Origin of the sequence: Flavobacterium sp. SLB02 (assembly GCF_009664855.1) — a bacterium.
Classification (GTDB): Bacteria; Bacteroidota; Bacteroidia; order Flavobacteriales; family Flavobacteriaceae; genus Flavobacterium.
The window spans coordinates 5,838,712-5,859,318 of record NZ_CP045928.1 but is presented as its reverse complement, the minus strand read 5'-3'; the positions used below and the strand labels follow the sequence as shown (position 1 = coordinate 5,859,318).

Annotated in this window: 20 protein-coding genes; 9 read left to right on the top strand and 11 right to left on the bottom strand. The window is 33.5% G+C overall.

What is annotated here, in order from left to right; all coding sequences use genetic code 11:
- Positions 1–815 precede the first annotated feature (815 nt).
- Both GIY83_RS22410 and GIY83_RS22405 read right to left on the bottom strand, forming a co-directional pair.
- On the bottom strand, positions 816–2,051 hold the full coding sequence (locus GIY83_RS22410) for an ABC transporter permease (RefSeq protein WP_208683550.1): 1,236 nt from the start codon (positions 2,049–2,051) through the stop codon (positions 816–818).
- Positions 2,052–2,164: 113 nt separating this feature from the next.
- Positions 2,165–2,659 (bottom strand): YkgJ family cysteine cluster protein, encoded by a 495-nt coding sequence (locus tag GIY83_RS22405; protein WP_208683548.1) that lies wholly within the window; start codon positions 2,657–2,659, stop codon positions 2,165–2,167.
- A 74-nt stretch (positions 2,660–2,733) separates the two neighbouring features.
- On the opposite strand from GIY83_RS22405, the gene GIY83_RS22400 reads away from it, so the two are divergent.
- Positions 2,734–3,441 (top strand): bifunctional 2-polyprenyl-6-hydroxyphenol methylase/3-demethylubiquinol 3-O-methyltransferase UbiG, encoded by a 708-nt coding sequence (locus GIY83_RS22400; RefSeq protein WP_194617807.1) that lies wholly within the window; start codon positions 2,734–2,736, stop codon positions 3,439–3,441.
- A gap of 18 nt (positions 3,442–3,459) precedes the next feature.
- On the top strand, positions 3,460–4,005 hold the full coding sequence (locus GIY83_RS22395) for a YfiT family bacillithiol transferase (protein WP_208683540.1): 546 nt from the start codon (positions 3,460–3,462) through the stop codon (positions 4,003–4,005).
- A gap of 83 nt (positions 4,006–4,088) precedes the next feature.
- On the opposite strand, the gene GIY83_RS22390 is transcribed toward GIY83_RS22395, so the two are convergent.
- The 8 genes from GIY83_RS22390 to GIY83_RS22355 form a co-directional block, all read right to left on the bottom strand.
- Complete coding sequence (locus GIY83_RS22390) at positions 4,089–4,721, bottom strand: 7-carboxy-7-deazaguanine synthase QueE (protein ID WP_208683537.1); 633 nt, start codon at positions 4,719–4,721, stop codon at positions 4,089–4,091.
- 101 nt (positions 4,722–4,822) lie between these two features.
- Positions 4,823–6,490: a tetratricopeptide repeat protein gene (locus GIY83_RS22385; protein WP_208683535.1), complete on the bottom strand. Its 1,668-nt coding sequence runs from the start codon at positions 6,488–6,490 to the stop codon at positions 4,823–4,825.
- Positions 6,491–6,507: 17 nt separating this feature from the next.
- Positions 6,508–7,431 carry a PstS family phosphate ABC transporter substrate-binding protein gene (locus GIY83_RS22380; RefSeq protein ID WP_208683533.1) on the bottom strand — a complete coding sequence of 308 codons (924 nt, stop codon included), beginning with the start codon at positions 7,429–7,431 and terminating at the stop codon, positions 6,508–6,510.
- 2 nt (positions 7,432–7,433) lie between these two features.
- Positions 7,434–7,664: a hypothetical protein gene (locus GIY83_RS22375; RefSeq protein WP_194617802.1), complete on the bottom strand. Its 231-nt coding sequence runs from the start codon at positions 7,662–7,664 to the stop codon at positions 7,434–7,436.
- Complete coding sequence (locus GIY83_RS22370) at positions 7,664–8,464, bottom strand: energy transducer TonB (RefSeq protein ID WP_194617801.1); 801 nt, start codon at positions 8,462–8,464, stop codon at positions 7,664–7,666. The genes GIY83_RS22375 and GIY83_RS22370 overlap by 1 nt, the downstream gene beginning before the upstream one ends.
- 36 nt (positions 8,465–8,500) lie before the next feature.
- A complete protein-coding gene (locus GIY83_RS22365) occupies positions 8,501–9,058 on the bottom strand; it encodes a biopolymer transporter ExbD (protein ID WP_208683531.1) in 558 nt (185 codons plus the stop codon).
- A 19-nt stretch (positions 9,059–9,077) separates the two neighbouring features.
- The gene (locus GIY83_RS22360) at positions 9,078–9,704 is read right to left on the bottom strand and encodes a biopolymer transporter ExbD (protein ID WP_208683528.1); all 627 of its coding nucleotides are present in this window, start codon (positions 9,702–9,704) and stop codon (positions 9,078–9,080) included.
- Between the two features lie 56 nt (positions 9,705–9,760).
- Complete coding sequence (locus GIY83_RS22355) at positions 9,761–10,585, bottom strand: MotA/TolQ/ExbB proton channel family protein (RefSeq protein ID WP_065448545.1); 825 nt, start codon at positions 10,583–10,585, stop codon at positions 9,761–9,763.
- Positions 10,586–10,964: 379 nt separating this feature from the next.
- Between GIY83_RS22355 and GIY83_RS22350 the strand changes: the two genes are divergently transcribed.
- Positions 10,965–12,482 (top strand): helicase HerA-like domain-containing protein, encoded by a 1,518-nt coding sequence (locus GIY83_RS22350; RefSeq protein ID WP_208683526.1) that lies wholly within the window; start codon positions 10,965–10,967, stop codon positions 12,480–12,482.
- A 108-nt stretch (positions 12,483–12,590) separates the two neighbouring features.
- On the opposite strand, the gene GIY83_RS22345 is transcribed toward GIY83_RS22350, so the two are convergent.
- The gene (locus tag GIY83_RS22345) at positions 12,591–13,931 is read right to left on the bottom strand and encodes an NAD(P)/FAD-dependent oxidoreductase (protein ID WP_208683524.1); all 1,341 of its coding nucleotides are present in this window, start codon (positions 13,929–13,931) and stop codon (positions 12,591–12,593) included.
- 449 nt (positions 13,932–14,380) lie between these two features.
- Here GIY83_RS22345 and GIY83_RS22340 point away from each other — a divergent pair, with 449 nt between their 5' ends.
- The 6 genes from GIY83_RS22340 (at position 14,381) to GIY83_RS22315 (ending at position 20,416) form a co-directional block, all read left to right on the top strand.
- Positions 14,381–14,974: a GNAT family N-acetyltransferase gene (locus tag GIY83_RS22340; RefSeq protein WP_208683521.1), complete on the top strand. Its 594-nt coding sequence runs from the start codon at positions 14,381–14,383 to the stop codon at positions 14,972–14,974.
- Between the two features lie 109 nt (positions 14,975–15,083).
- On the top strand, positions 15,084–15,860 hold the full coding sequence (locus GIY83_RS22335) for a hypothetical protein (RefSeq protein WP_208683519.1): 777 nt from the start codon (positions 15,084–15,086) through the stop codon (positions 15,858–15,860).
- Between the two features lie 24 nt (positions 15,861–15,884).
- Complete coding sequence (locus GIY83_RS22330) at positions 15,885–16,691, top strand: helix-turn-helix transcriptional regulator (RefSeq protein ID WP_208683517.1); 807 nt, start codon at positions 15,885–15,887, stop codon at positions 16,689–16,691.
- Between the two features lie 79 nt (positions 16,692–16,770).
- On the top strand, positions 16,771–18,282 hold the full coding sequence (locus GIY83_RS22325; RefSeq protein ID WP_208683515.1) for a serine hydrolase: 1,512 nt from the start codon (positions 16,771–16,773) through the stop codon (positions 18,280–18,282).
- 1 nt (position 18,283) lies between these two features.
- The gene (locus GIY83_RS22320) at positions 18,284–18,784 is read left to right on the top strand and encodes a nuclear transport factor 2 family protein (RefSeq protein WP_229029156.1); all 501 of its coding nucleotides are present in this window, start codon (positions 18,284–18,286) and stop codon (positions 18,782–18,784) included.
- A gap of 180 nt (positions 18,785–18,964) precedes the next feature.
- Positions 18,965–20,416, top strand: coding sequence for a serine hydrolase (locus GIY83_RS22315; protein ID WP_208683513.1), 1,452 nt, complete (start codon positions 18,965–18,967; stop codon positions 20,414–20,416).
- Positions 20,417–20,607 lie beyond the last annotated feature (191 nt).

The window sequence follows — 20,607 nt, the reverse complement described above, 5'->3', positions numbered from 1 at the left end:
TTTCGTTTTCCTCTCATTTCCTAACCAATCTATCAATGAACTTTCCGTGTTTTGCGGGGTGCAAATGTAACATCTGTTTTCAAATCTCACAAGCTTTTTGAAATCTTTTTTTGAAAATAAATTTTCGCCTTGATCTCGTATGCTTGTCAGTATTTCAGTGAACGTCTATCGCTGTTGCGGGTGCAAAAGTAGTCTCTTTATTTACATTCACAAGCTTTTTCCTTATATAATTTCAATGTTTTTCAAAACTTTCCCTTAACACTCTGATAACACTAAACTTAGAACTTTGTCCTTTTTATGATTTCTAGGAATTTTCCTTAACCAGATATACTTTTCGCAATAATCATATCCAATAAACACCCATTTTTAAAGACTTCTCTGCTTTAACGGGTATTTAATGACTTGTTTATAATAAGCCCGTTTTGGGTTGGATTACCACAAGAACACTAAGACACGAAGCTTGTTTTCGAGATTTATTAGTTCTCATCAAGATACTAAGCTCGAATTCCTTTTTTTTTTAATCGTGCAATCCCGATCGCTCGGAAGCAAAGGTGCTAAGTTTTTCCTTTTGGAGCATTTTTATCATTCTTTAAACCACATGCTCTTATGAAAACTATTGAGCCTCGATAGTAGTGGAAATCCTTTTGTGTCCGCCGCGGCGGACACAAAAGATCGGAACGGATAGCGGGAAATAGCTCCTAAACCAAAATCAAATTACAAATCCGAAACTCCAAATTCCAAAATTGCTTGTTCTTATATAGAATGAAATAAAAAACCCATCAACTAAAGTGACGGGTTATGAATTTTATGAATTACTAATCAAAACGAATGGCTTTGACTGGTGAGATTTTCGTTATTATATAGGACGGAATTAATAGGACAACAAAACAAACTGTAATGGTAAGTAAATTTAGCAAGGCGATATATCCCCAGTTTAGATAGACCGGTGCCTGGTTGACGTAGTAGTTTTCAGGATTTAACTGAACCACTCCAAATTGCTGCTGAATCAACAATATTGCGATGCCAATTAGGTTACCCCAAAACAATCCTCGTATAATAAGATAGAATGCGTTATATAAAAATATTTTGCGAACTGTCCAGTTGTTTGCGCCCATTGCCTTTAGGATTCCGATCATTTGGGTGCGCTCTAATATAAGCACTAATAATGCGACAACCATATTTATAGTAGCTACTAAGATCATAACCCCGAGAATAACGACGATATTGAAATCGAACAATTGTAGCCAATCAAAAATATAGCTGTATTTTTCGATGATGGTTTTTGTGTCTAAATTCGATGATGTTTGATCGTATACCTGAATTCCTGTTGTTTTGATATTATCGAAGTCTTTGACAAATACTTCAAAAGCTCCCACCTGATCCGGAGTCCATTTATTGATTCGCTGAATATGACGAATATCTCCTATTATATAGGTGGCATCGAATTGCTGAAATCCCGAATTGAAAATACCCGCAATTTTGAATCGACGGCTGTTTGGCATTTTGCCCTGTTCTTCTTTAATAAAGAAAGTATTGAAATTATCTCCTACTTTTAAATTAAGACGATCTGCGAGAAGTCTGGAAATTAAAACTTCTTCGTTTAGAGTTTTAGAAAAATCAGGCACTTTACCATCGACAATATATTCTTCTATATTATTCCAATCGTAATCTCCTCCTACTCCTTTGAAAACAATTCCTTCAAAAGCATTTTCGGTTCTAATAATTCCGGCTTTACTTGCGATGGCCTGAATATGGCTTACCTCCGGAACTGATTTGAAATTGGGATAAAAATCCTGTTTTTTTGAAATTGGCGTCAAAGTGACCTCAGAATTGTTATTATCAAAATTTGATATTATAATCTGGCCATTGAAAGCTGAAACTTTATCACGTATTTTTTGCTGCAACCCGATTCCGGTAGCAACTGAAACTATCATCATAATAATACCAATGGCAATGGCCGAAATGGCAATTTTTATAATTGGCGCTGATATACTGCTTTTATAGTCTTTGGCAGTAATAAGTCTTCTGGCTATGAAATATTCTAAACTCAAATTTTAGTTGTCTTTTATTAATTATCATTGGACTTTATTGATCCGAATCAAAAATACATTTTAAAAAGTAAAATTGAATGGCTTCTAAAAACAATTACAAAAGTTTTAAACCCTTATAACGGAAGTTTCTTTTTCATCTCTTCTACTATATTAAATGCCGCAGGACAAATGGCAACATTTTTCAAGGTAAGATCCGCAATTTGATGAAACTTTTTACGATCTGTATGCGGGAATTCTCTACAAGCCTTTGGCCGAACATCATAAATCATACAATAGTTCTCGCTATCCAGAAAAGTACAGGGAACACTTTTTAGCACATAATCTTTGTCTTCATCTACTCGAAGATATTGCTCAATGAATTGCTGTGGTTTCTGTTTGAATGATTTTGAAATTCGTTCGATATCTGCCAGAGTAAATAATGGCCCGGTTGTTTTGCAACAATTGGCGCATTGCAAACAATCTGTCTTTTTAAATTCGGCGTCATGCAAATCCTGCATTACGTAATCTAAATTCTTAGGTTGTTTCTTTTTCAGCTTATCGAAATACTTTTTGTTTTCGATATGCTTATCTTTGGCTAACTTATTTAAGTTATTTAAAATTTGTTTCAAGTTTACTTTTTAAAGTTGATATGCAAAATTAAACAACTTTAAACTTGAAACCCTAAACTTTGAACTAAAATACAATGAAAGATCTATTTGGGAAGGCGATGTTCGACTTTCAAACCAATAATTCGCCTGAAGATATCATTACAGAAACTACCATTTCTGAAGAAGACGAAATGAGTGTAGATTATTTATTCCGTTCTTATAACCAAATGCCTAAACTCGAGCAAAAAGCACTGCAATTGGCAAGTGGTAAAGTATTAGATGTTGGGTGCGGCGCAGGAAGCCATAGTTTATCCCTGCAAAATGATCGCAATTTAGACGTGACATCAATAGACATTTCAGCAAAAGCTATTGAAACTTGCAAACTTCGCGGCGTTAAGAATGCAAAAGTTCAAAATATACTAGATTTTGAAGGCGAAAAATTTGATACCATTATTTTATTGATGAATGGTGTTGGTATTTTTGGTAAACTGGAAAATTGCAATACATTTTTATCTAAGCTAAAGTCTCTTTTGAATCCGGGCGGACAAATTTTACTGGATAGCTCTGATATCATTTATATGTTTGATGAAGATGAAGACGGGGGAAAATGGATTTTGTCTAATAATGATTATTACGGAGAACTTGTTTTCAATATTTCGTATAAAGGAGAAAAAGAAGAACCTTTTGACTGGTTGTATTTGGATTACAACACACTTCAAAATGCAGCTGCCGCAAATGGATTAAATTGTGAGCTTATTTTAGAAGGTGAACATTATGATTATTTGGCTAAACTTTCGATTTAAAATTAAAAATTAAGGATCATGGAAGCATTAGATTTAGAAAAATTAAAATATCCGATAGGAAAATTTGAGTTTCCAACGGAATTTAGCCCTGAATACATTTCTGATAAAATTCATGAGATCGAATCTTTTCCTGAGAGATTGAAAAAAGAAACGATACATTTAACAGATGAACAATTAGATACGCCATATCGTCCGGATGGATGGACTGTTCGACAGGTGATGCATCATTGTGCCGAAAGCCATATGAATTGTTACATTAGAATAAAATGGGCTTTGACAGAAAATAATCCGGTAATAAAACCATATGATGAAAATTTATGGTCGTACTTGCCTGATAATTTAAAGATGCCCATTGAGCCGACTTTAACCCTGCTGGAAGGATTACATTTTAGACTTGCTTTTATTATGAAGAATTTGTCTTATGAAGATCTGGAAAAATCTTTTATTCATCCTGAAAACAATTCGGAATATAAAATAAAACTACTGATTGCCACATACGCCTGGCACGGCAATCATCATTTGGCACATATTACTACTTTAAAAAAATATAAAAACTGGAAATAAAAAAGCTGTTTCTTTTTTACACACTGTATATTATTTATCCTAAATAAAAAATCTCTTCGCTTGAAGAGATTTTTTTATATCCTTTAAGGAATATTCAAATATTTATGCGTTTGAAGTGAAACCCTCCACTTTGGATTGTTCATTACATAATCAACAATCAATGGCGTCATCTCTTCTTTTTTACTCCATTCCGGCTGAAGAAACAAAATTGCATTGTCGTTGACCAGCTCTGCTTGTTCTTCTGCAAAAATAAAATCGTGCTTGTTGTAGATAATCACTTTCAATTCATGCGCATTATCATACACCGTCTGTGTTGGTAATTTATTTTTTTTAGGCGAAAGACAAATCCAATCCCAAGTACCTGTTAATGGATAGGCTCCTGAGGTTTCGATATGAACTTTTAAATTTCTGTTTTTTAATTCCTGAGTTAACAAACTCATATCCCAGGTCAAAGGTTCTCCACCAGTTATTACAACAGTGTCTGCATGAGTTGCGGCATTATTTACAATTAAATCAACACTAGTTGGCGGATGTAATTCTGCATTCCAGCTCTCCTTCACATCACACCAGTGACAACCAACATCACAACCTCCAATTCGTATAAAGTAAGCGGCCGTTCCTGTATGAAAACCTTCTCCCTGAATGGTATAAAACTCTTCCATCAAAGGTAACATAGCTCCTTTATTTACTTCTAATTGTATTTCTTTTGATAACATTATTTCATTTTAAAGTGCAAAGATAGTCAATTAAATACGGAACAAAAAAAACCGATAGTTCAAAGAACTACCGGTTTTATATTTCAATAAAAGATCTTATACTATTTTAAAGCTTTTACAGATTGTGCAGCGTAAGCATTTGCAGGATCTAAAACTAAAGTTTTATTGAAATATTCAATTGCTTTAGCTTTATCAGTATTTGCATAACTAGCACCAATACTATTGTAAGCTTCTACTACTTTTTTAACTGTAGCAGGTTTTGCTAATTCCTCAGGACCTTTTGCAGTTGTTTTAGTTACATACTCTTCGTAGTTTTTGATAATCAAATCGTCTTTCTCAAGTAAGTTATTGATTCTTCCTTTGTATAAGTATGCTTCATCATAAGTTGGAGAAGCTTCTAAAACTCTGTCAAAAGCACTTTCAGCTTTTGCTAAAGCAGCAGCATCCGGAGCACCATCTTTTTTATTTGCGTTAGCATAATAAAGTGAAATACCATAATACACATTGTCATCTAAATAATTTTTAGATTCTTTGTTATTAACTGCAAGTTCAAAAACAGTTGCAGCTTGTGCAAATTGTTTTTTACCAAACAATGCTTTCCCTAAATCAGCAAGTTCTTCAACTACCAAAGGCTCTAATTCAATTGCTTTTTTAATATCAGCAATACCAGCATCAAAAGCAGCCTGATCTACAACTCCTTCAGCATTTGTTCCTTTTTTAATTTTTGATAATCCTAAATACAAATAATCTCTACCAATTACTTTGTTTGAAGGTACTTTGATAAAATCTTCGATAGATTTAATTGCTACATCAACATTTCCGTTTTCGTAAGCAGCATACCCTAAATATCTGTAGATTCTTGGGTTTACTTTATCCTCAGCAATCATTTTGTTTGCTACAGTCTCCAAAGTTTTGTAATCTTTTACTAAGATCAAGAAATCTGCGTGACGCATTTTAGAATCTAAAGAGTAATCTGTTAGACTTAAGTATTTCTCATAGTTTGTAATTGCATTTTGCATATTCACTTTAGCGGTAGATGTTTTGTTTCTTCCCCATTTGTAATATGTTTCAGCTAATTCTCTGTAAACCGGACCGTAGTTAGGGTTGATCGCGATAACTTCATTAAAAGATTTAATTGCTTCTTCGTATGATTTAGCTCCTTTTAATAAAACTCCTAATTGCATTTTTGCTCTTAAAAGAGTTGGATCAGCAGTAAATGCATCACGGTAAGCTTTGTAAGCATCATTTTGATTGTTTGAACCGTAATAAGCATCACCAATTGTCAAAAGAGCGTTTGCATTTTGAGGCTCGATTAATAAAGCACGTTTCAAAACAGCAATTGCAGCTGGATAATCAGGATTATTAGAGTTAATGTAAGCTCTACCGATGTAAATAAACTCTTCTACATCTTTACGTTTCATATCTTTTGTCGCTAAACCAAAGTTAGCCTGAGCAGCAGCAGCATTCTTATCATCAAGATCTATCTGACCTAATCCGATATAATTTAAACTTTTCTTATCAGATGCCTGTAATCCGTTTGCGTAATAAATTTTCGCTGAATCAACAATACTTTGATTTAAATATATATTACCTAAAACAAAATTAGCTTCTCCGTCAGAAGGTTTTGCCTTGATGATTGTTTTAAGCAAAGACTTTGCTTTTTGAAATTGCTCAGCATCGATTGCCTTTTTAGCTTCTTTGATGTCTTGCGCTTTTGCAACAGTAGCTGAAGCAACTAAGGCAAGACTAAAAATTTTAAATTTATTCATCTTTAATTGTAATTAATTTATTCTTTATCTTTAATAATTTGACTTCTAATCTTAAGATTTCTTCCTGGAGTTCTCACAGGCAATAATCCTGATTTTAAAACAATACGTTGTCCGATGTCTCCTGAAATGAATGAAGCAAAGCCCATTCCTAAACCGGTATAACCCTGACAATTTATAATAAACAAATCACGTGCCAAAGGATATTTCTTTTCACCAAGATCATTTTGGGTAGGACTATAATATCCGTCACCATTTAGACCTTTTACACTCATCACATTGATCTTTTTAACGATGTCAAGCATATTTGGAGATGGCTGATACAACCAATTTACTCCAACTACTCCAATCATACCATCATTCTCAGACACGAATTTAATAACTTCGTCGTTAGTTTTAAAAGAAAAAACGTTTTTTGATGGAATATCTTTCACCTTTGCCAATTCTTTCATGTATCGAACCGTACTTGAATTTGGATTATCAAAAACAAGTCCTTTAATTCCAGAATCTGATTTACCCTGCAAAAAATCAATCACGGTTTTCAACGCAATTAATGTATCATTATTGCTTTTATTAGTAACAAAAGCAATTGCATCTGATGCAAAAGGCGTTACTCTAGGATTAATCTTGCTTTTTTCAAATCTTGTTTTCTCTTCCTGAGTCAAATCTCTGGTGGTAACAACAACTTTTGCTTTTTGATTTAGCAAATCATTTATAAGCTCAGCTTCAGATTTAGGCTTTAGTGAAATCTTAGCATCATAGTAAGTACCTTCAAAAACAGCCACCATATCTTCTACAATAGGTTTTATTGTTTCATCGACAGTAATATCTATTGATCCTTTTAAAATTGTTTCATTCTCAGCTTCATTTTTACTTTTTTGGTTACACATGGCAAACAAAAAAACAAAAACTATCAAACCTACAATTTTACCATATTTGAACATAATTATTCTGCGTTTGAATTGATTAATCTTAAAAAACGAATTCCTGAATATACGATCAATAATCCGCCAAAAGCATATCTGTATTTAGGTTCCATATCCAAAGGAAGTTTCTTCCAGAACATAATCATTAAACCCAGTACAAGATATATTAAAAAAAACATTATTCCTAAAACAAGAAGAAATCGCTCTTTGAGCGATTTCTTCTGAATATTATTAAGCTTATCCTTTAACATTATTCTGCAGATTGAATAGTAATAGGAAGCGAGTAAAGTACCCTAACTTTTTTACCATTTTGTTCGCCGGGAGTCCATTTTGGACATTTTTTAAGAACACGAATTGCTTCTGCTCCTGTACCGTAACCGATATCCCTTAAAACTTTAATGTCGGTTAATGAACCGTCTTTTTCAACTACAAAAGTAACATAAACTTTACCTTTTAAACCTTCTTCTTCCGGAGTCTTGTAATTATTTCCTACGAATTTGTAGAACTTCTCAATTCCTCCAGGGAAATCTGGTTTTACTTCGATACCTGCAGTATTATAAACATTGTTATCTTCCTGAATGATCTCAGTAACTGGTCCTTTACCAACTGGCTCATCAACAGTTAAAACTGCATCCGGATCTCCTTTGATAGTTTCGTTACCTACTTTTTTATCTTTAAGATCCACAATTTTTGGTGGGTCTTCAGTAATTTCATTTGCTTTGGCAACTACCGGTTTCACAAACTTAACCTGGTCCACTTTTGGTGGTGGTGGTGGTGGTGGTGGTTGATTTGGCTTAATTTCCTCTTTTTTAGGAGGTAATTTTACTGTCGCGATTTTAATATCGTTGTTTACCACTTCTTCTTCAGAATCTGGTAAAAAGCTTGCAATAAGAGGAGCTGCAACAGCAACGCTAAAGATAAGCGAACCAATGATAAGAGCTTTTACAGTAGTCTTACCGTTAGATTTTCTTAACTCATATGCACCATATATCTTATTACGCCCTTCGAATACGATATCAAGCCACTGATTTTTAATTATATCTAATTTCATATTTCTTGATTATTAAGGATTAAAACAAGATTGCTCTTATTTTTTATCTATCAATTTCGTTTCTTCTGGACTAAACTCAGGAACAATAGCGTAAGTCTCTACACCTGAAATCGCCATTTCATCCAAAATATCAACCAAATTTCGGTAATTTGATTTTTTAGTTGGCTTGATAATAACTATAATTCCATTTTTAGGTTTCCCTAAAGCTGTAGAATAAGCTAAAACTGCTTTTTTCTGAGTTAATAATTCTTTACGAATTCCGTCTTTACCATAGGCAATATCTTTAGGTCCAATTTTAGGAGCCGAAAGTAATCCCATGTAATAAACCATTTTATTGTCTGGACCAAGCATTACAGTCATCGTACGATTTTCATCTACTTTTGTATCCTTAGGATCTTTATCATTAGGATCTTTATCTGGCAGAGACAAATCCATCGCTTGAGGTTTTGACAACGATGTGGTTAACATAAAGAACGTGATCAATAAGAATGCCAAATCCACCATTGCCGTTAAATCGACCTTAGAATTCTGCTTTTTACTTCTTACTTTACCACCTTTTCCGCCACCACCGTCGCCGGTATTTAATTCAGCCATTTTAGTGTATATTTTTTAATTAAAAGTCTTTTCCTCTCGTACCTGTAACTAAGTTAAAGGAATTGATTTTCTGATCTTGTAAAATATCCATTATCTTTTTGATTTGTGGATATTGTTCTTTAGCATCACCTTTTATTGCAATTTTCAATTCTTTATCATCAAGATCGATCGAAGCTCTTCTTGAAACCAAAAGCCAGTCTTTTAATTGATTATCTAATGAATCTATTGGAATTCCAGGTTGATTTGCTTTTGTTCTGTCAGCCGCTTTCAGATCGATGATTTGTTTCAAATTTGTCAATGGCACACCAAAGTCATCCATTAAAGCAAATTTAGTTTTATCGTCTTCTGTAAAAGTCACACCGTATTTTGCCCCCATACCTTCAAGAGTTCTTTTACGAATCTCTCTACCTTTTAGGTCAAAAAACACTTTGCTTTTTCCATCTGCACCTTTTCCTATTGTAATGATAGCTAAATCCGAATCAGGCAATTTAGTCTGAGCAACAGAAGAAGGCATATCTACAGGAAGTGCTTCTGGCACTTTAGCAGTAGCGGTCAAAATAAAGAACGTAAGCAAAAGGAACGCAACATCACACATGGCAGTCATATCTGTCGATGTTGACTTTTTTTTCATTTTTATTTTAGCCATTATCTTTTATTTTATTTTGATATAATTAATTGTAATTAATACTAATCAAAAATTAATTATTGTTTCAAACTTCCTCTGAATCTTCTGTAAGTATTTACAATTGTAGTACCAGCCTCATCGATAGAGTAAGTTAAATCATCAATTTTAGCAGTAAAGAAGTTATAAGAAACGATCGCTAAGATTGAAGTAGAGATACCTGTTGCAGTGTTGATAAGTGCTTCAGAGATACCTGTTGCAAGAGCAGCCTGGTCTGGAGTTCCAGCAGAAGCTAAAGCACCAAACGCTTTAATCATACCTGATACAGTTCCTAATAATCCTCCTAAAGTTCCTAATGATACTAAAGTAGAGATAATAGTCATATTTTTTTCTAACATTGGCATTTCTAATGAAGTTGCCTCTTCGATTTCTTTGTGGATTACTTCTGCAGCCTCTTCACTGTTGAAACCTTCTTTTTTAACATCTTGGTATTTTACCAAAGCCGATTTAATTGCATTTGCAACTGAACCTTGTTGTTTGTCACATGAAGCGATTGCAGCCTCGATGTTTCCTTCTTTAATGTTTCCTTGTACATTTTTCATAAATGTATCTAAGTTAGCTTTACCAGCAGCTTTACCAATAACGATAAATCTTTCAATAGAAAACACAACAACCATTAAAAACATACCTAATAATACCGGTACGATAAAACCTCCTTTATATACTTGACCTAATGTATTGATCGGGTGACCTGTTTCTGGATTACCTCCTTCGAAGTTAGCAGCATCTCCCATGATAACTTTCCAAATAAACACCCCAACTAAAATACACGCTACAATAATGATTCCTGTAATCATTCCTCCTCCATTTGAAGTGCTTTCTTTTTTAACTTTAACGTTTGCCATTTTTTTTAATTTTAATAGTTTTAAATAATTTTTATTTTTTAGTTATATTTAACTTGTAGAGGAGCAAATTTATACGTTTAGTTTAAATAAAAAAACTTTTTTTAATTTAATTGAATGAAATTTAACGTCAATTTAAAAAATATCTCATTAAATTGCCGCCGTCATTTTTTTGATAAAACAAAAAACAGGGCTATTAATGGGAAAATTACAACGTTTTAGTAAATATTCAAACATTCCGTTGATATCTTCTTAAAAAGTTGCGAAATTATTTTTTATATAATTTTCAACCCTTAAAAGCTTTTTCTTACTAAAAAAAACGAATGCAAAATGTTAAAAAACCAAGCAATACTCTTATAATCATCTAAATTACAAATAAAACATGAATAAAAAAGACAATTTCATTCAAGATATAAACAATGGTTATTCCTCTAAAGGCGATAGTATAACTCTGGGCGGAGCCATTCTTGACGGAGAACCGCTTGCTGAAGCTCATGTCAAAATCCCGCTAAAAACTTTAAATCGTCACGGACTTATAGCCGGCGCAACCGGAACCGGAAAAACAAAGACTATTCAGGTTTTTTCTGAGCAATTGTCAAATGCCGGAATTCCTGTTTTAATGATGGATATAAAAGGGGATTTTAGCGGAATTGCAGAAGAAGGAAAGGAAGAAGGTTTTATTACAGAGCGACATGCTAAAATAAATATCCCTTATAATGTTGCTTCTTTTCCGGTTGAATTAATGTCTTTATCCAAACAAAACGGAGTTCGTTTAAGGGCTACAGTTTCTGAATTTGGCCCTGTTTTATTTTCCCGAATTTTAGATCTTAACGATACTCAGGCGGGCGTTGTTGCAGTTATTTTTAAATATTGCGATGACAACAACATGCCGTTGCTGGACTTAAAAGACATCAAAAAAGTAATCAATTATATTACCGAAGAAGGCAAAGACGAAATCTCTGCCAATTATGGCAAAATTTCGACGGCAACAACAGGGACTATTTTAAGAAAAATAATAGAATTAGAACAACAGGGAGGCGATATCTTTTTTGGGGAACTATCTTTTGAAATTGATGATTTAATGCGAATTGATGAAAACGGAAAAGGATACGTAAACATCATTCGATTGACTGATATTCAAGACAAACCAAAACTGTTTTCGACTTTTATGCTGAGTTTATTGGCCGAGATTTATCAGCAAATGCCGGAGAAAGGAGATGTGTCGCAACCAGAATTGGTGATCTTTATCGACGAAGCGCATTTGATTTTTAATGAAGCCAGTAAAGTTTTATTAGAACAAATTGAAACGATTGTAAAACTGATCCGCTCCAAAGGTGTTGGTATTTATTTTGTTACTCAAAACCCTATGGATGTTCCTAGCGGTGTTTTGGCACAATTAGGTCTAAAAATCCAACATGCTTTAAGGGCTTTTACTGCAAACGATCGTCAGGCGATTAAAAAAACAGCAGACAATTACCCTACTTCACAATATTATAAAACAGATGAATTGCTAACGAGCTTAGGAATTGGAGAGGCACTGGTTACAGCACTTAACGAAAAAGGAATTCCAACCCCGCTTGTTGCTACTATGATGCGTGCACCAATGAGCCGAATGGACGTTCTGACTTCTGATGAAATCGAAGCCATTAACAGCAAATCAAAGCTAGTAAAAAAATATGCCGAAGAAGTTGACCGTGAAAGTGCCTATGAAATACTAAACAAAAAAATTGCCGATGCAGCTCAGGCCAGCGCACAACAAGAACAACAAGCGCCTACAAAATCATCAAAAGCCGAACCAAGCACGACAAGTGTAGTGACAAAATCAGTTTTAAAAGTCGTAACGAGCGCTACTTTTATCAGAGGTGTTTTTGGAGTCTTATCAAAAATATTTAAAAAGTAAATTCAATTACGATATCAAAACTCAATTAGAATAGCAAAAATCAATAGCAATTACAATATTAAAAATCAATTTAAAATTTGAGATTGATATTGTAATTGATTTTTGATATTACTTCTGCAATAACTCTAAAATCTTATTGTCTATTTCGGACGTGTTCCAGATATTTTCAATATTATCCAGTTTTAGGATTTCTTCCATAATTGCGTTTTGAAAATCCCCAATGGCCAAAGCTTCGGCATATGGGCGATCACTAAAAGTTACGCGGCTGTAAAGCGGAATCCATTTATCAGGATGTTTATCAGAAAATGCTTTTTCTATTTTCTTTTGTAATAAGAATTTTTCATCAGCTGTTTTGGTACTCATTTCCATGAAATTTCGGTAAGATAGCTCTGCAATGGCATCAGCATTTGGCTTACGTGAAATTTGATATTCAGAGAAAATCTTCTTCCAGTTGTCTTCGTACTTTTCGATCATTTCGTTTAGAACCGTAATATCTTCAAAACCGGCATTCATTCCTTGTCCGTAAAACGGAACAATCGCATGACAGGCATCGCCAATTAAGGCAATTTTATCTTCATATGTCCAGGGAAAACATTTCATAGTTACCAAAGTACTGGTTGGATTTTTAAAAAAATCTTCTGCCAGTTTCGGAATCACTTCAATCGAATCCGGGAAGTTTTTCTCAAAGAAATCCTCGACCATTTTACGATCTGTAAGCGATGCAAAAGAATTTTCACCTTCAAACGGCATGAATAACGTACAGGTAAAACTTCCGTCAAGATTAGGAAGCGCAATCAGCATATATTCACCACGAGGCCAAATATGAAAAGAGTTTTTATCCAGTTTATGCGTCGCATCGGCATTTGCCGGAATATTCAATTCCTTGTATCCCATATTCAAAAATTCCTGCGAATAATTAAACATGCTCTGGCGTTGCATTCTATGACGAATTCTTGAAAAAGCACCATCGGCACCAAAAACCATATCGTATTTTTTCTCCTCCCACTCGCCTCTTTCGGTTTCGCCAATATGCAAAGTCGCATCACTTAGCGTTACATCCCAGATTTTCTGCTCAAACAAAAATTCGGCTCCTGCTTGTTCAGCAAGATCAATCATTTTCCGGTTTAAAGCTCCTCTGGAAATTGAATAAATCGACTCGCCTTCCTGGCCGTAGTTCTGAAAATTGAGTTTATCAACCAAATGAATCGCACGTTTGTCCATCGGAATCGCGATTTCACGAACCGAATCGCCAACACCAACGCCATCAAGAGCTTTCCAGCCACGGTTAGACATAGCAAGATTTATAGAACGACCCGAAAAATTAATTTTGCGAATATCAGGACTGCGATCATAAACATGAACGGTGTGACCTGCTTTTTTGAGATAAATTGCCAATAGTGATCCTACCAATCCAGAACCTACAACAGCAATTTTTAGTGGAGTTTGCATCAAGAAAAATCTAAATATAAGATCGTAAAAATAAGTAATAAATACACAAAAAGCTTTAAAATAAACCAAATATTTAGACTTATTCGTTATTATTATTTAGGTATGACCCGGCCGAAAAAAGCGGGTCGGGCTATCCGCTATATTCCCAATTAACAAAACTACCGCTAAAAAGCCTTGTTTTTCTAAATCGGGAGATACCGCTCCTATCCCTCATGCAGCATTAGTTTTCATAACAAATTTGCGTTTTTATAGATTTATTAGAAATCCGAAAAAGCCTACTTTCGCTTGATGAGAAAAAAATTAAGCCCACAGATTTGACGGGTTGAACGGATTTTCGCAGTTTTTTTTATTAAAACCTAAAGCACATCGCTAAAAAAAATTCCGTGTCCATCTGTTCAACCAGTAAAATCCGTGGGCAATAAACGAACTACTTCAATCAAATAAATACCATGAATAGCGAACTATTACAATCTGATATCATTCTTGAAAACGAAAAAGTATTACTACTTCCATTTGAAAACGAAAGAAACATCGAACTCAAAGAAATCATTTTTGATGATGAAATCTGGAAATTCATGGGAATGTATATTAGAAATGATGCTGATTTCGACAATTATATCAAAAACACCTTAAAACAAAAGGCAGACGGAATATGTTATCCGTTTTTAATTATAGATAAAGCAACCAATAAAGTTGCCGGAAGCACACGTTACGGATACCTCAATCACGCAAGCCAGAAATGCGAAATTGGCTGGACCTGGTACGGAAAAGATTTTCAGGGAACAGGTTTAAACAAAGCCTGCAAATACGAATTACTAAATTTTGGTTTCGAAAACATTCAATTTAAAAGAATACAATTTAGTGCTGATCTTGAAAATAACAGATCTCAAAGAGCTATAGAAAAACTAGGCGCAGTAAAAGAAGGAATCTTTAGAAATAATTATGTAGACTCTGAAGGGAAGAGTAAAGATGATGTTTATTATAGCGTGATTTTGGAGGAATGGGAGAAGACAAAGAGAGATTATTTTGGGGAATTCATATAAAATCTCCTTCTGTGCTTTTTAGACAAAAAAGAGTACTTTAGCTTACTTCAAAATTTTAAATCACTTAAATACGGTTTTTTATATCATATTTATAATCAAAATTCTAAGCATGAAAAAAATTACCTTCTTAATATTCATCGTAATTGGAACAATTTGCTATTCAAAATACAAAATTGAATTGAACATCAATCCAAATGATAGTTTAAAAATTATAAAAAAGGTAATAAAAAATTACGAAAATGGCGTTCTCCAAAATGAAGAAGTAGTCAAGTACACTTATGAAAATGATTTGGTCTCGAAAATAGTAACTACAACCGACAACAATATTATAACAAATGAAACTACAATAAAATATGAAAATGGAAAATTAAAAGAAATGTATAATATTTTTCCATTTGCAAAGATTAAAAAAGGCAATAAAATCATGACACAAATGGAATCGATTATAAATGTTGTTTACAATTATGAAAACGATTTAATAAAAAACGCCATAGGTTATCAAAATGATAAAATAACTCATGTCGATAATTTTATTTACAACGCAGACAAACAGCTTGTAAAAAAGCAAACTAAAACAGAAGGAATTTCGAACCGGGAAACAAAATACACTTATAATAAAGAAGGTAATCTTTTAAAAGAAAAAGAATCGGAATCCAATGAGTATTATAAATACGACGATAAAAGAAATCCATTTGATTTAGTATTTCCGCAAGCTTATTTAAAAATATATCAGATTTCAAAAAATAATATTAAATCTTGTAACTGGAATAGCAATTCGTATACTTATGAATATGAATATAATTCCGACAACTATCCGATTAAAATCATTAAAAAGAATGGGAGAAAAATTGAGAATGAAACAATAATTGAATATAGTAAAGTTTAATAAAAGTTTAACGAACAAACCCAAATGCAATTATACTCCGAACATTACGTAAGTCAAAAAACTGAAAGGTTCGTCAATAAAATTTGGTGTCTTGACAACAGCATCGGCGAAAGCCTGATCGAGAACAAACTTGTTTTACCCAATGGCTGTTTTAACCTTGCTATTGTTAACGGAAATGCCATCGAAGTTCATACGAGTAAAAAAAAATATACTATGAGCGAAGGTTTTTACTTTTGTTCGCAAATGACCAATAAAGTTTTGGTTAATATTCAGCCTAAAACTAAAGTTACCATAATCCAATTACACGCCTGGACACTTTCGATGTTTCCTCATTACGATCTGAGCAATTTTACAGATGCTATTGTTACAATTGATGCTGCCGAATTACCTTTTCAAACTAAAATCGAAACTGATATAAGCATTGATATTTCGGTATTATTAAATACAATTAATTCTTATTTTGAAGAATTAAGTGATGCACATCCCAATAAAAATGCAATCGAAAAGATCTGCGAAATCATCAAACTTCAAAATGAAGAAATTACGGTTTCGGAAATAGGAAAAAATCTAAATGCTTCGCAAAGATCGCTTCAAATTAAATTTAAAACAGCGACTGGGCTTACCATCAAAAATTATATTCAGACCCTGAAATTCAGAAAATCAGTAGATCAAATGGTGAATTCTGATTTAGAGAAATTGAAACTTACTGATGTTGCACTTTATAACAAGTATTTTGACCAATCACATTTTATAAAAAAGTTTAAAGACGTCACCAAAACAACTCCAAAAATGTTCAATTCTGATTCTTATTTTCTTTCAAAAAAAAGATAAGATTTCGCATTTGTACAATTTCACGAGCAATGTTTACCGTACTATTGCAAAATCATCAATCAATCAAAATCAATCAAAAATGAAAATCAACAACTCATTTTTCCAGTTAAAAGCAATTTTAGTTGGCATACTACTGCTCCAATTCCATATTGGATTTTCTCAGGAAGAAAAAAACTCTGAACTCTACAAAACTATTATGTCAAGAGACAGCCTTCTTTTTAATGTTGGCTTTAATACTTGCGATATAAAACAATTTGAAGACTTATATACTACCGATTTTGAGTTTTATCATGATAAAGACAGTGTTTCAGACAAAGCCAAATTCTTATACAATCTGAAGAACGGGATCTGTTCACCAACAAGAAAATATAATTACCGCAGGGAATTAATCGAAGGAAGTACCGAAATTTATCCATTGTACAATAAAAATGGAATTTTATATGGTGCAATACAAATGTCAACCCATCGTTTTTATGAAAAATCACCCGGTAAACCAGAAGAACCAGGGAGTTTTGCTAAATTCACTCATCTCTGGTTGTTACAAAACAAAGAGTGGAAATTATCACGATCACTTAGTTACGATCATAAAATGATTAGCACGACCACAGATAAATCGAATCTTTTTGATAATGAAGCTGCAACCGAAAAATGGCTGAAAGAAAATAATGTTCCCACTCTTGGAATAGGCATTATCAATAACGGAAAGCTTCAACAAATAAAAGTATTTGGCGAACTTAAAAAAGGTATTACAGCTCCTTACAATACCATCTGGAATGTTGCTTCGTTGACTAAACCTGTAACAGCAGTCGTAGCTTTGAAACTGGCAAGTGCAGGAAAACTCAATTTAGACGAGCCTTTGTACAAATACTGGACGGATCCCGATATTGCAAATGACCCCAACACAAAACTATTGACGGCAAGAATTGTTCTAAGCCATCAAACGGGTTTCCCGAATTGGAGATTTATGAACGAATCCCGCAAACTTGACTTTAAATTTAAACCCGGAACAAAATATCAATATTCCGGAGAAGGATTTGAATACTTGAGAAAAGCACTTGAAAAGAAATTCAACAAAACGCTACCACAATTAGCAGATGAATTAATTTTTAAACCACTAAAAATGACTGATACTAAATTTGTCTGGAACGATATCACCGATGTTTTAAGATTTGCTATTGGTTACGACAACAAAGGAAATGCCTACGAACCTACTAAGAATAAAACGGCAAATGCCGCCGATGATTTACTAACTACAATCGAAGATTACGGAACATTTTTATGCAGCGTAATGAACAGCGATGGGTTAAGTAAAAAAGTGTTTGATGAGATGACATCGCATCAGGTTGAAACCAAGAAAAACAAATATTTTGGGCTGGGTTTCGAAATATATAATCTGGGAAATGACAATTATGCGCTATCACATGGCGGTGCAGACCAAGGCGTTCAAACCATTGTTTTATTATTACCAAAAACGAAACAAGGCTTAATTATTTTTACCAATGTAGATGACGGTTACAAAGTTTACGAAAAAATAGTGAATCATTATTTGGGCGAAAACGGAAAGAAAATAATTGAAATTGAAACGAAGTAAAATGGACACGAACAAAGACACAACGATGAACCCGATGATAAATGTAATAATGCTTTTTATCTTTTTTCTAAGCAGGCAAGCAGTGGCTCAAACGAATAGTGAAGTTATCAAGACGGATCTTTTAAAAAGTGAAATCATTAAGATGGACAGTTTGCTTTTTGATGTTGCCTTTAACCAATGTGATGCTGCACAATTTAAAAAAATAATAGCTGACGATGTTGAATTTTATGACGACCGTTTTGGTTTGAACGTTTCGAAAGAAAATGAAATAAAATCATTGGACGCAAAATGCAGCAGACCCGAAAAACTAACCCGAAAACTAAATTCCTGTACTATCGACAAATTGGGCGATTTTGGCGCCGTACAAATAGGCGAACATACTTTTTATGTTGATGGCAAACCGGAAGGAACGGGGAAATTTATTCATATATGGGAACTCAAAGATAAGGACTGGAAATTGAAAAGAATTGTTAGTTATGAGCATAGACCTGTCAAAAAGTAATTTTTGGTCTGTGCCCTGATCTTCATTATTTTGATTAAAATGAAAAAAAATGGTTTATCCTGAAACTTAATTAAAAATTAGTCGTCTAACCCAAAGGCGCCATCTTAATCACTCGTGATTATAAAGTTTCAATCATCAATCAAAATCGATCATTAAACCATAATTAACTAATCAATCATTATGAGAAAATCAATCAAACTAATTGTTCTTAGCATTTTGCTTCAGTTTTTTGCCCTAAATATTTCTTTTGCACAGGACAAAGCAAAACAAATTGACGAACTTATTGGCAAGTACAATCAATACGGCCAGTTTAACGGTTCAGCCCTTGTGGCCGAAAACGGAAAAGTAATTCTAAAAAAAGGATTTGGTTCTGCCAATATGGAATGGAATATTCCTAATGAGCCCGACACGAAGTTTAGATTAGGCTCTATCAGTAAACAATTTACAGCTTTCCTGATTGTAAAATTAGCTGAAGAAGGCAAGATTAAATTAGATGTTCCTATTACTACGTATTTACCTGATTATCCAAAAGCAACTGGTGATAAAATAACGATTCATCATTTACTTACCCATACTTCAGGTATTCCAAACTACACTTCTCTTCCTAATTTCTTTAAAGATAATAGCCGAAATCCTTATACTCCTGAAGAATTTGTAAAAACATTTTCGAATTTAGCACTTGAATTTACGCCTGGTGAGAAATTCAATTACAGTAATTCAGGCTATTTTTTATTGGGATACATTATAGAAAAAATCTCGGGAAAATCGTATGAGCAATATTTACAGGAAACCATTCTTAATCCATTAAAAATGGTAAACTCCGGTTACGATCATGCAGATGTTATTTTGAAAAACAGAGCTTCTGGTTACGAAAAAAGAGGAAAAAAAATCAGAAATGCTCCTTACCTTGACATGAGTATTCCGTATGCTGCGGGTTCATTATATTCTACTGTCGAAGATCTTTATCTTTGGGATCAGGCGCTTTATACCAATAAATTACTTTCATCAAAATCAATGGAATCTTTATTTAATTCTTATATCAAAGCCGGAAAAGGATCTTACGGTTACGGATGGTTTATCGAAGAAGCTGACGGAGCAACAGGCAAAGTAAAAGTTATAGAGCACGGTGGCGGAATTAACGGATTTAATACTATCATTTACCGAATTCCAGGAGATAAAAATCTAATCGTTTTATTAAACAATACAGGTGGAACGGTTTTAAATGAAATCAGCCAGTCTATTCGTGCTATTTTATACAATCAGTCGTTTAAAGCACCTAAAATGTCTTTAGCATTTGAATTACTGGATAGTTTCTCAGAACAAGGAGTTACAACTGGTTTAAATACATATAACAAACTTAAAAATGATCTTGTTTACGCCATTTCTGAAGGAGAAATGAATAGAGTGGGATACGAACTGCTTCAAAACGGAAAAACTAAAGAAGCCATAGAGGTTTTCAGGATAAATGCCGAAACGTATCCAAAATCAGGAAATGTTTATGATAGTTTGGGCGAAGCTTATCTAAAAGACGGCAACAAAAAATTAGCCATTACAAACTATAAAAAATCTTTAGAACTTGATCCTACCAATGACGCCGGTAAAAAAGCATTAGAAGAACTTTTGAAAAAATAATAGCCAAAAAGAGCCAACGCTCAATAGCGGTAATCTTTATCTTACCAACTCCGATAATTCTGGTTTTGAGCCAAAATTATTGGAGTTTTTTTATTTTAAAAGTGTTTTTCCAATTCGGTATTTAGTATAAAAAAACTATTTTAGCGCTGCCCAAAAAAACAATTTTAAAAACCCAAATCAAACTGATTTAC

Bases quoted from the DNA above. Each gene is read 5' to 3' on its own strand.
- GIY83_RS22355 (WP_065448545.1), bottom strand. From the start codon at position 10,585: ATGGCAAACGTTAAAGTTAAAAAAGAAAGCACTTCAAATGGAGGAGGA.
- GIY83_RS22400 (WP_194617807.1), top strand. From the start codon at position 2,734: ATGAAAGATCTATTTGGGAAGGCGATGTTCGACTTTCAAACCAATAAT.
- GIY83_RS22360 (WP_208683528.1), bottom strand. From the start codon at position 9,704: ATGGCTAAAATAAAAATGAAAAAAAAGTCAACATCGACAGATATGACT.
- GIY83_RS22395 (WP_208683540.1), top strand. From the start codon at position 3,460: ATGGAAGCATTAGATTTAGAAAAATTAAAATATCCGATAGGAAAATTT.
- GIY83_RS22390 (WP_208683537.1), bottom strand. From the start codon at position 4,721: ATGTTATCAAAAGAAATACAATTAGAAGTAAATAAAGGAGCTATGTTA.
- GIY83_RS22350 (WP_208683526.1), top strand. From the start codon at position 10,965: ATGAATAAAAAAGACAATTTCATTCAAGATATAAACAATGGTTATTCC.
- GIY83_RS22340 (WP_208683521.1), top strand. From the start codon at position 14,381: ATGAATAGCGAACTATTACAATCTGATATCATTCTTGAAAACGAAAAA.
- GIY83_RS22330 (WP_208683517.1), top strand. From the start codon at position 15,885: ATGCAATTATACTCCGAACATTACGTAAGTCAAAAAACTGAAAGGTTC.
- GIY83_RS22380 (WP_208683533.1), bottom strand. From the start codon at position 7,431: ATGTTCAAATATGGTAAAATTGTAGGTTTGATAGTTTTTGTTTTTTTG.
- GIY83_RS22335 (WP_208683519.1), top strand. From the start codon at position 15,084: ATGAAAAAAATTACCTTCTTAATATTCATCGTAATTGGAACAATTTGC.
- GIY83_RS22370 (WP_194617801.1), bottom strand. From the start codon at position 8,464: ATGAAATTAGATATAATTAAAAATCAGTGGCTTGATATCGTATTCGAA.
- GIY83_RS22315 (WP_208683513.1), top strand. From the start codon at position 18,965: ATGAGAAAATCAATCAAACTAATTGTTCTTAGCATTTTGCTTCAGTTT.
- GIY83_RS22365 (WP_208683531.1), bottom strand. From the start codon at position 9,058: ATGGCTGAATTAAATACCGGCGACGGTGGTGGCGGAAAAGGTGGTAAA.
- GIY83_RS22375 (WP_194617802.1), bottom strand. From the start codon at position 7,664: ATGTTAAAGGATAAGCTTAATAATATTCAGAAGAAATCGCTCAAAGAG.
- GIY83_RS22320 (WP_229029156.1), top strand. From the start codon at position 18,284: ATGGACACGAACAAAGACACAACGATGAACCCGATGATAAATGTAATA.
- GIY83_RS22385 (WP_208683535.1), bottom strand. From the start codon at position 6,490: ATGAATAAATTTAAAATTTTTAGTCTTGCCTTAGTTGCTTCAGCTACT.
- GIY83_RS22325 (WP_208683515.1), top strand. From the start codon at position 16,771: ATGAAAATCAACAACTCATTTTTCCAGTTAAAAGCAATTTTAGTTGGC.
- GIY83_RS22345 (WP_208683524.1), bottom strand. From the start codon at position 13,931: ATGCAAACTCCACTAAAAATTGCTGTTGTAGGTTCTGGATTGGTAGGA.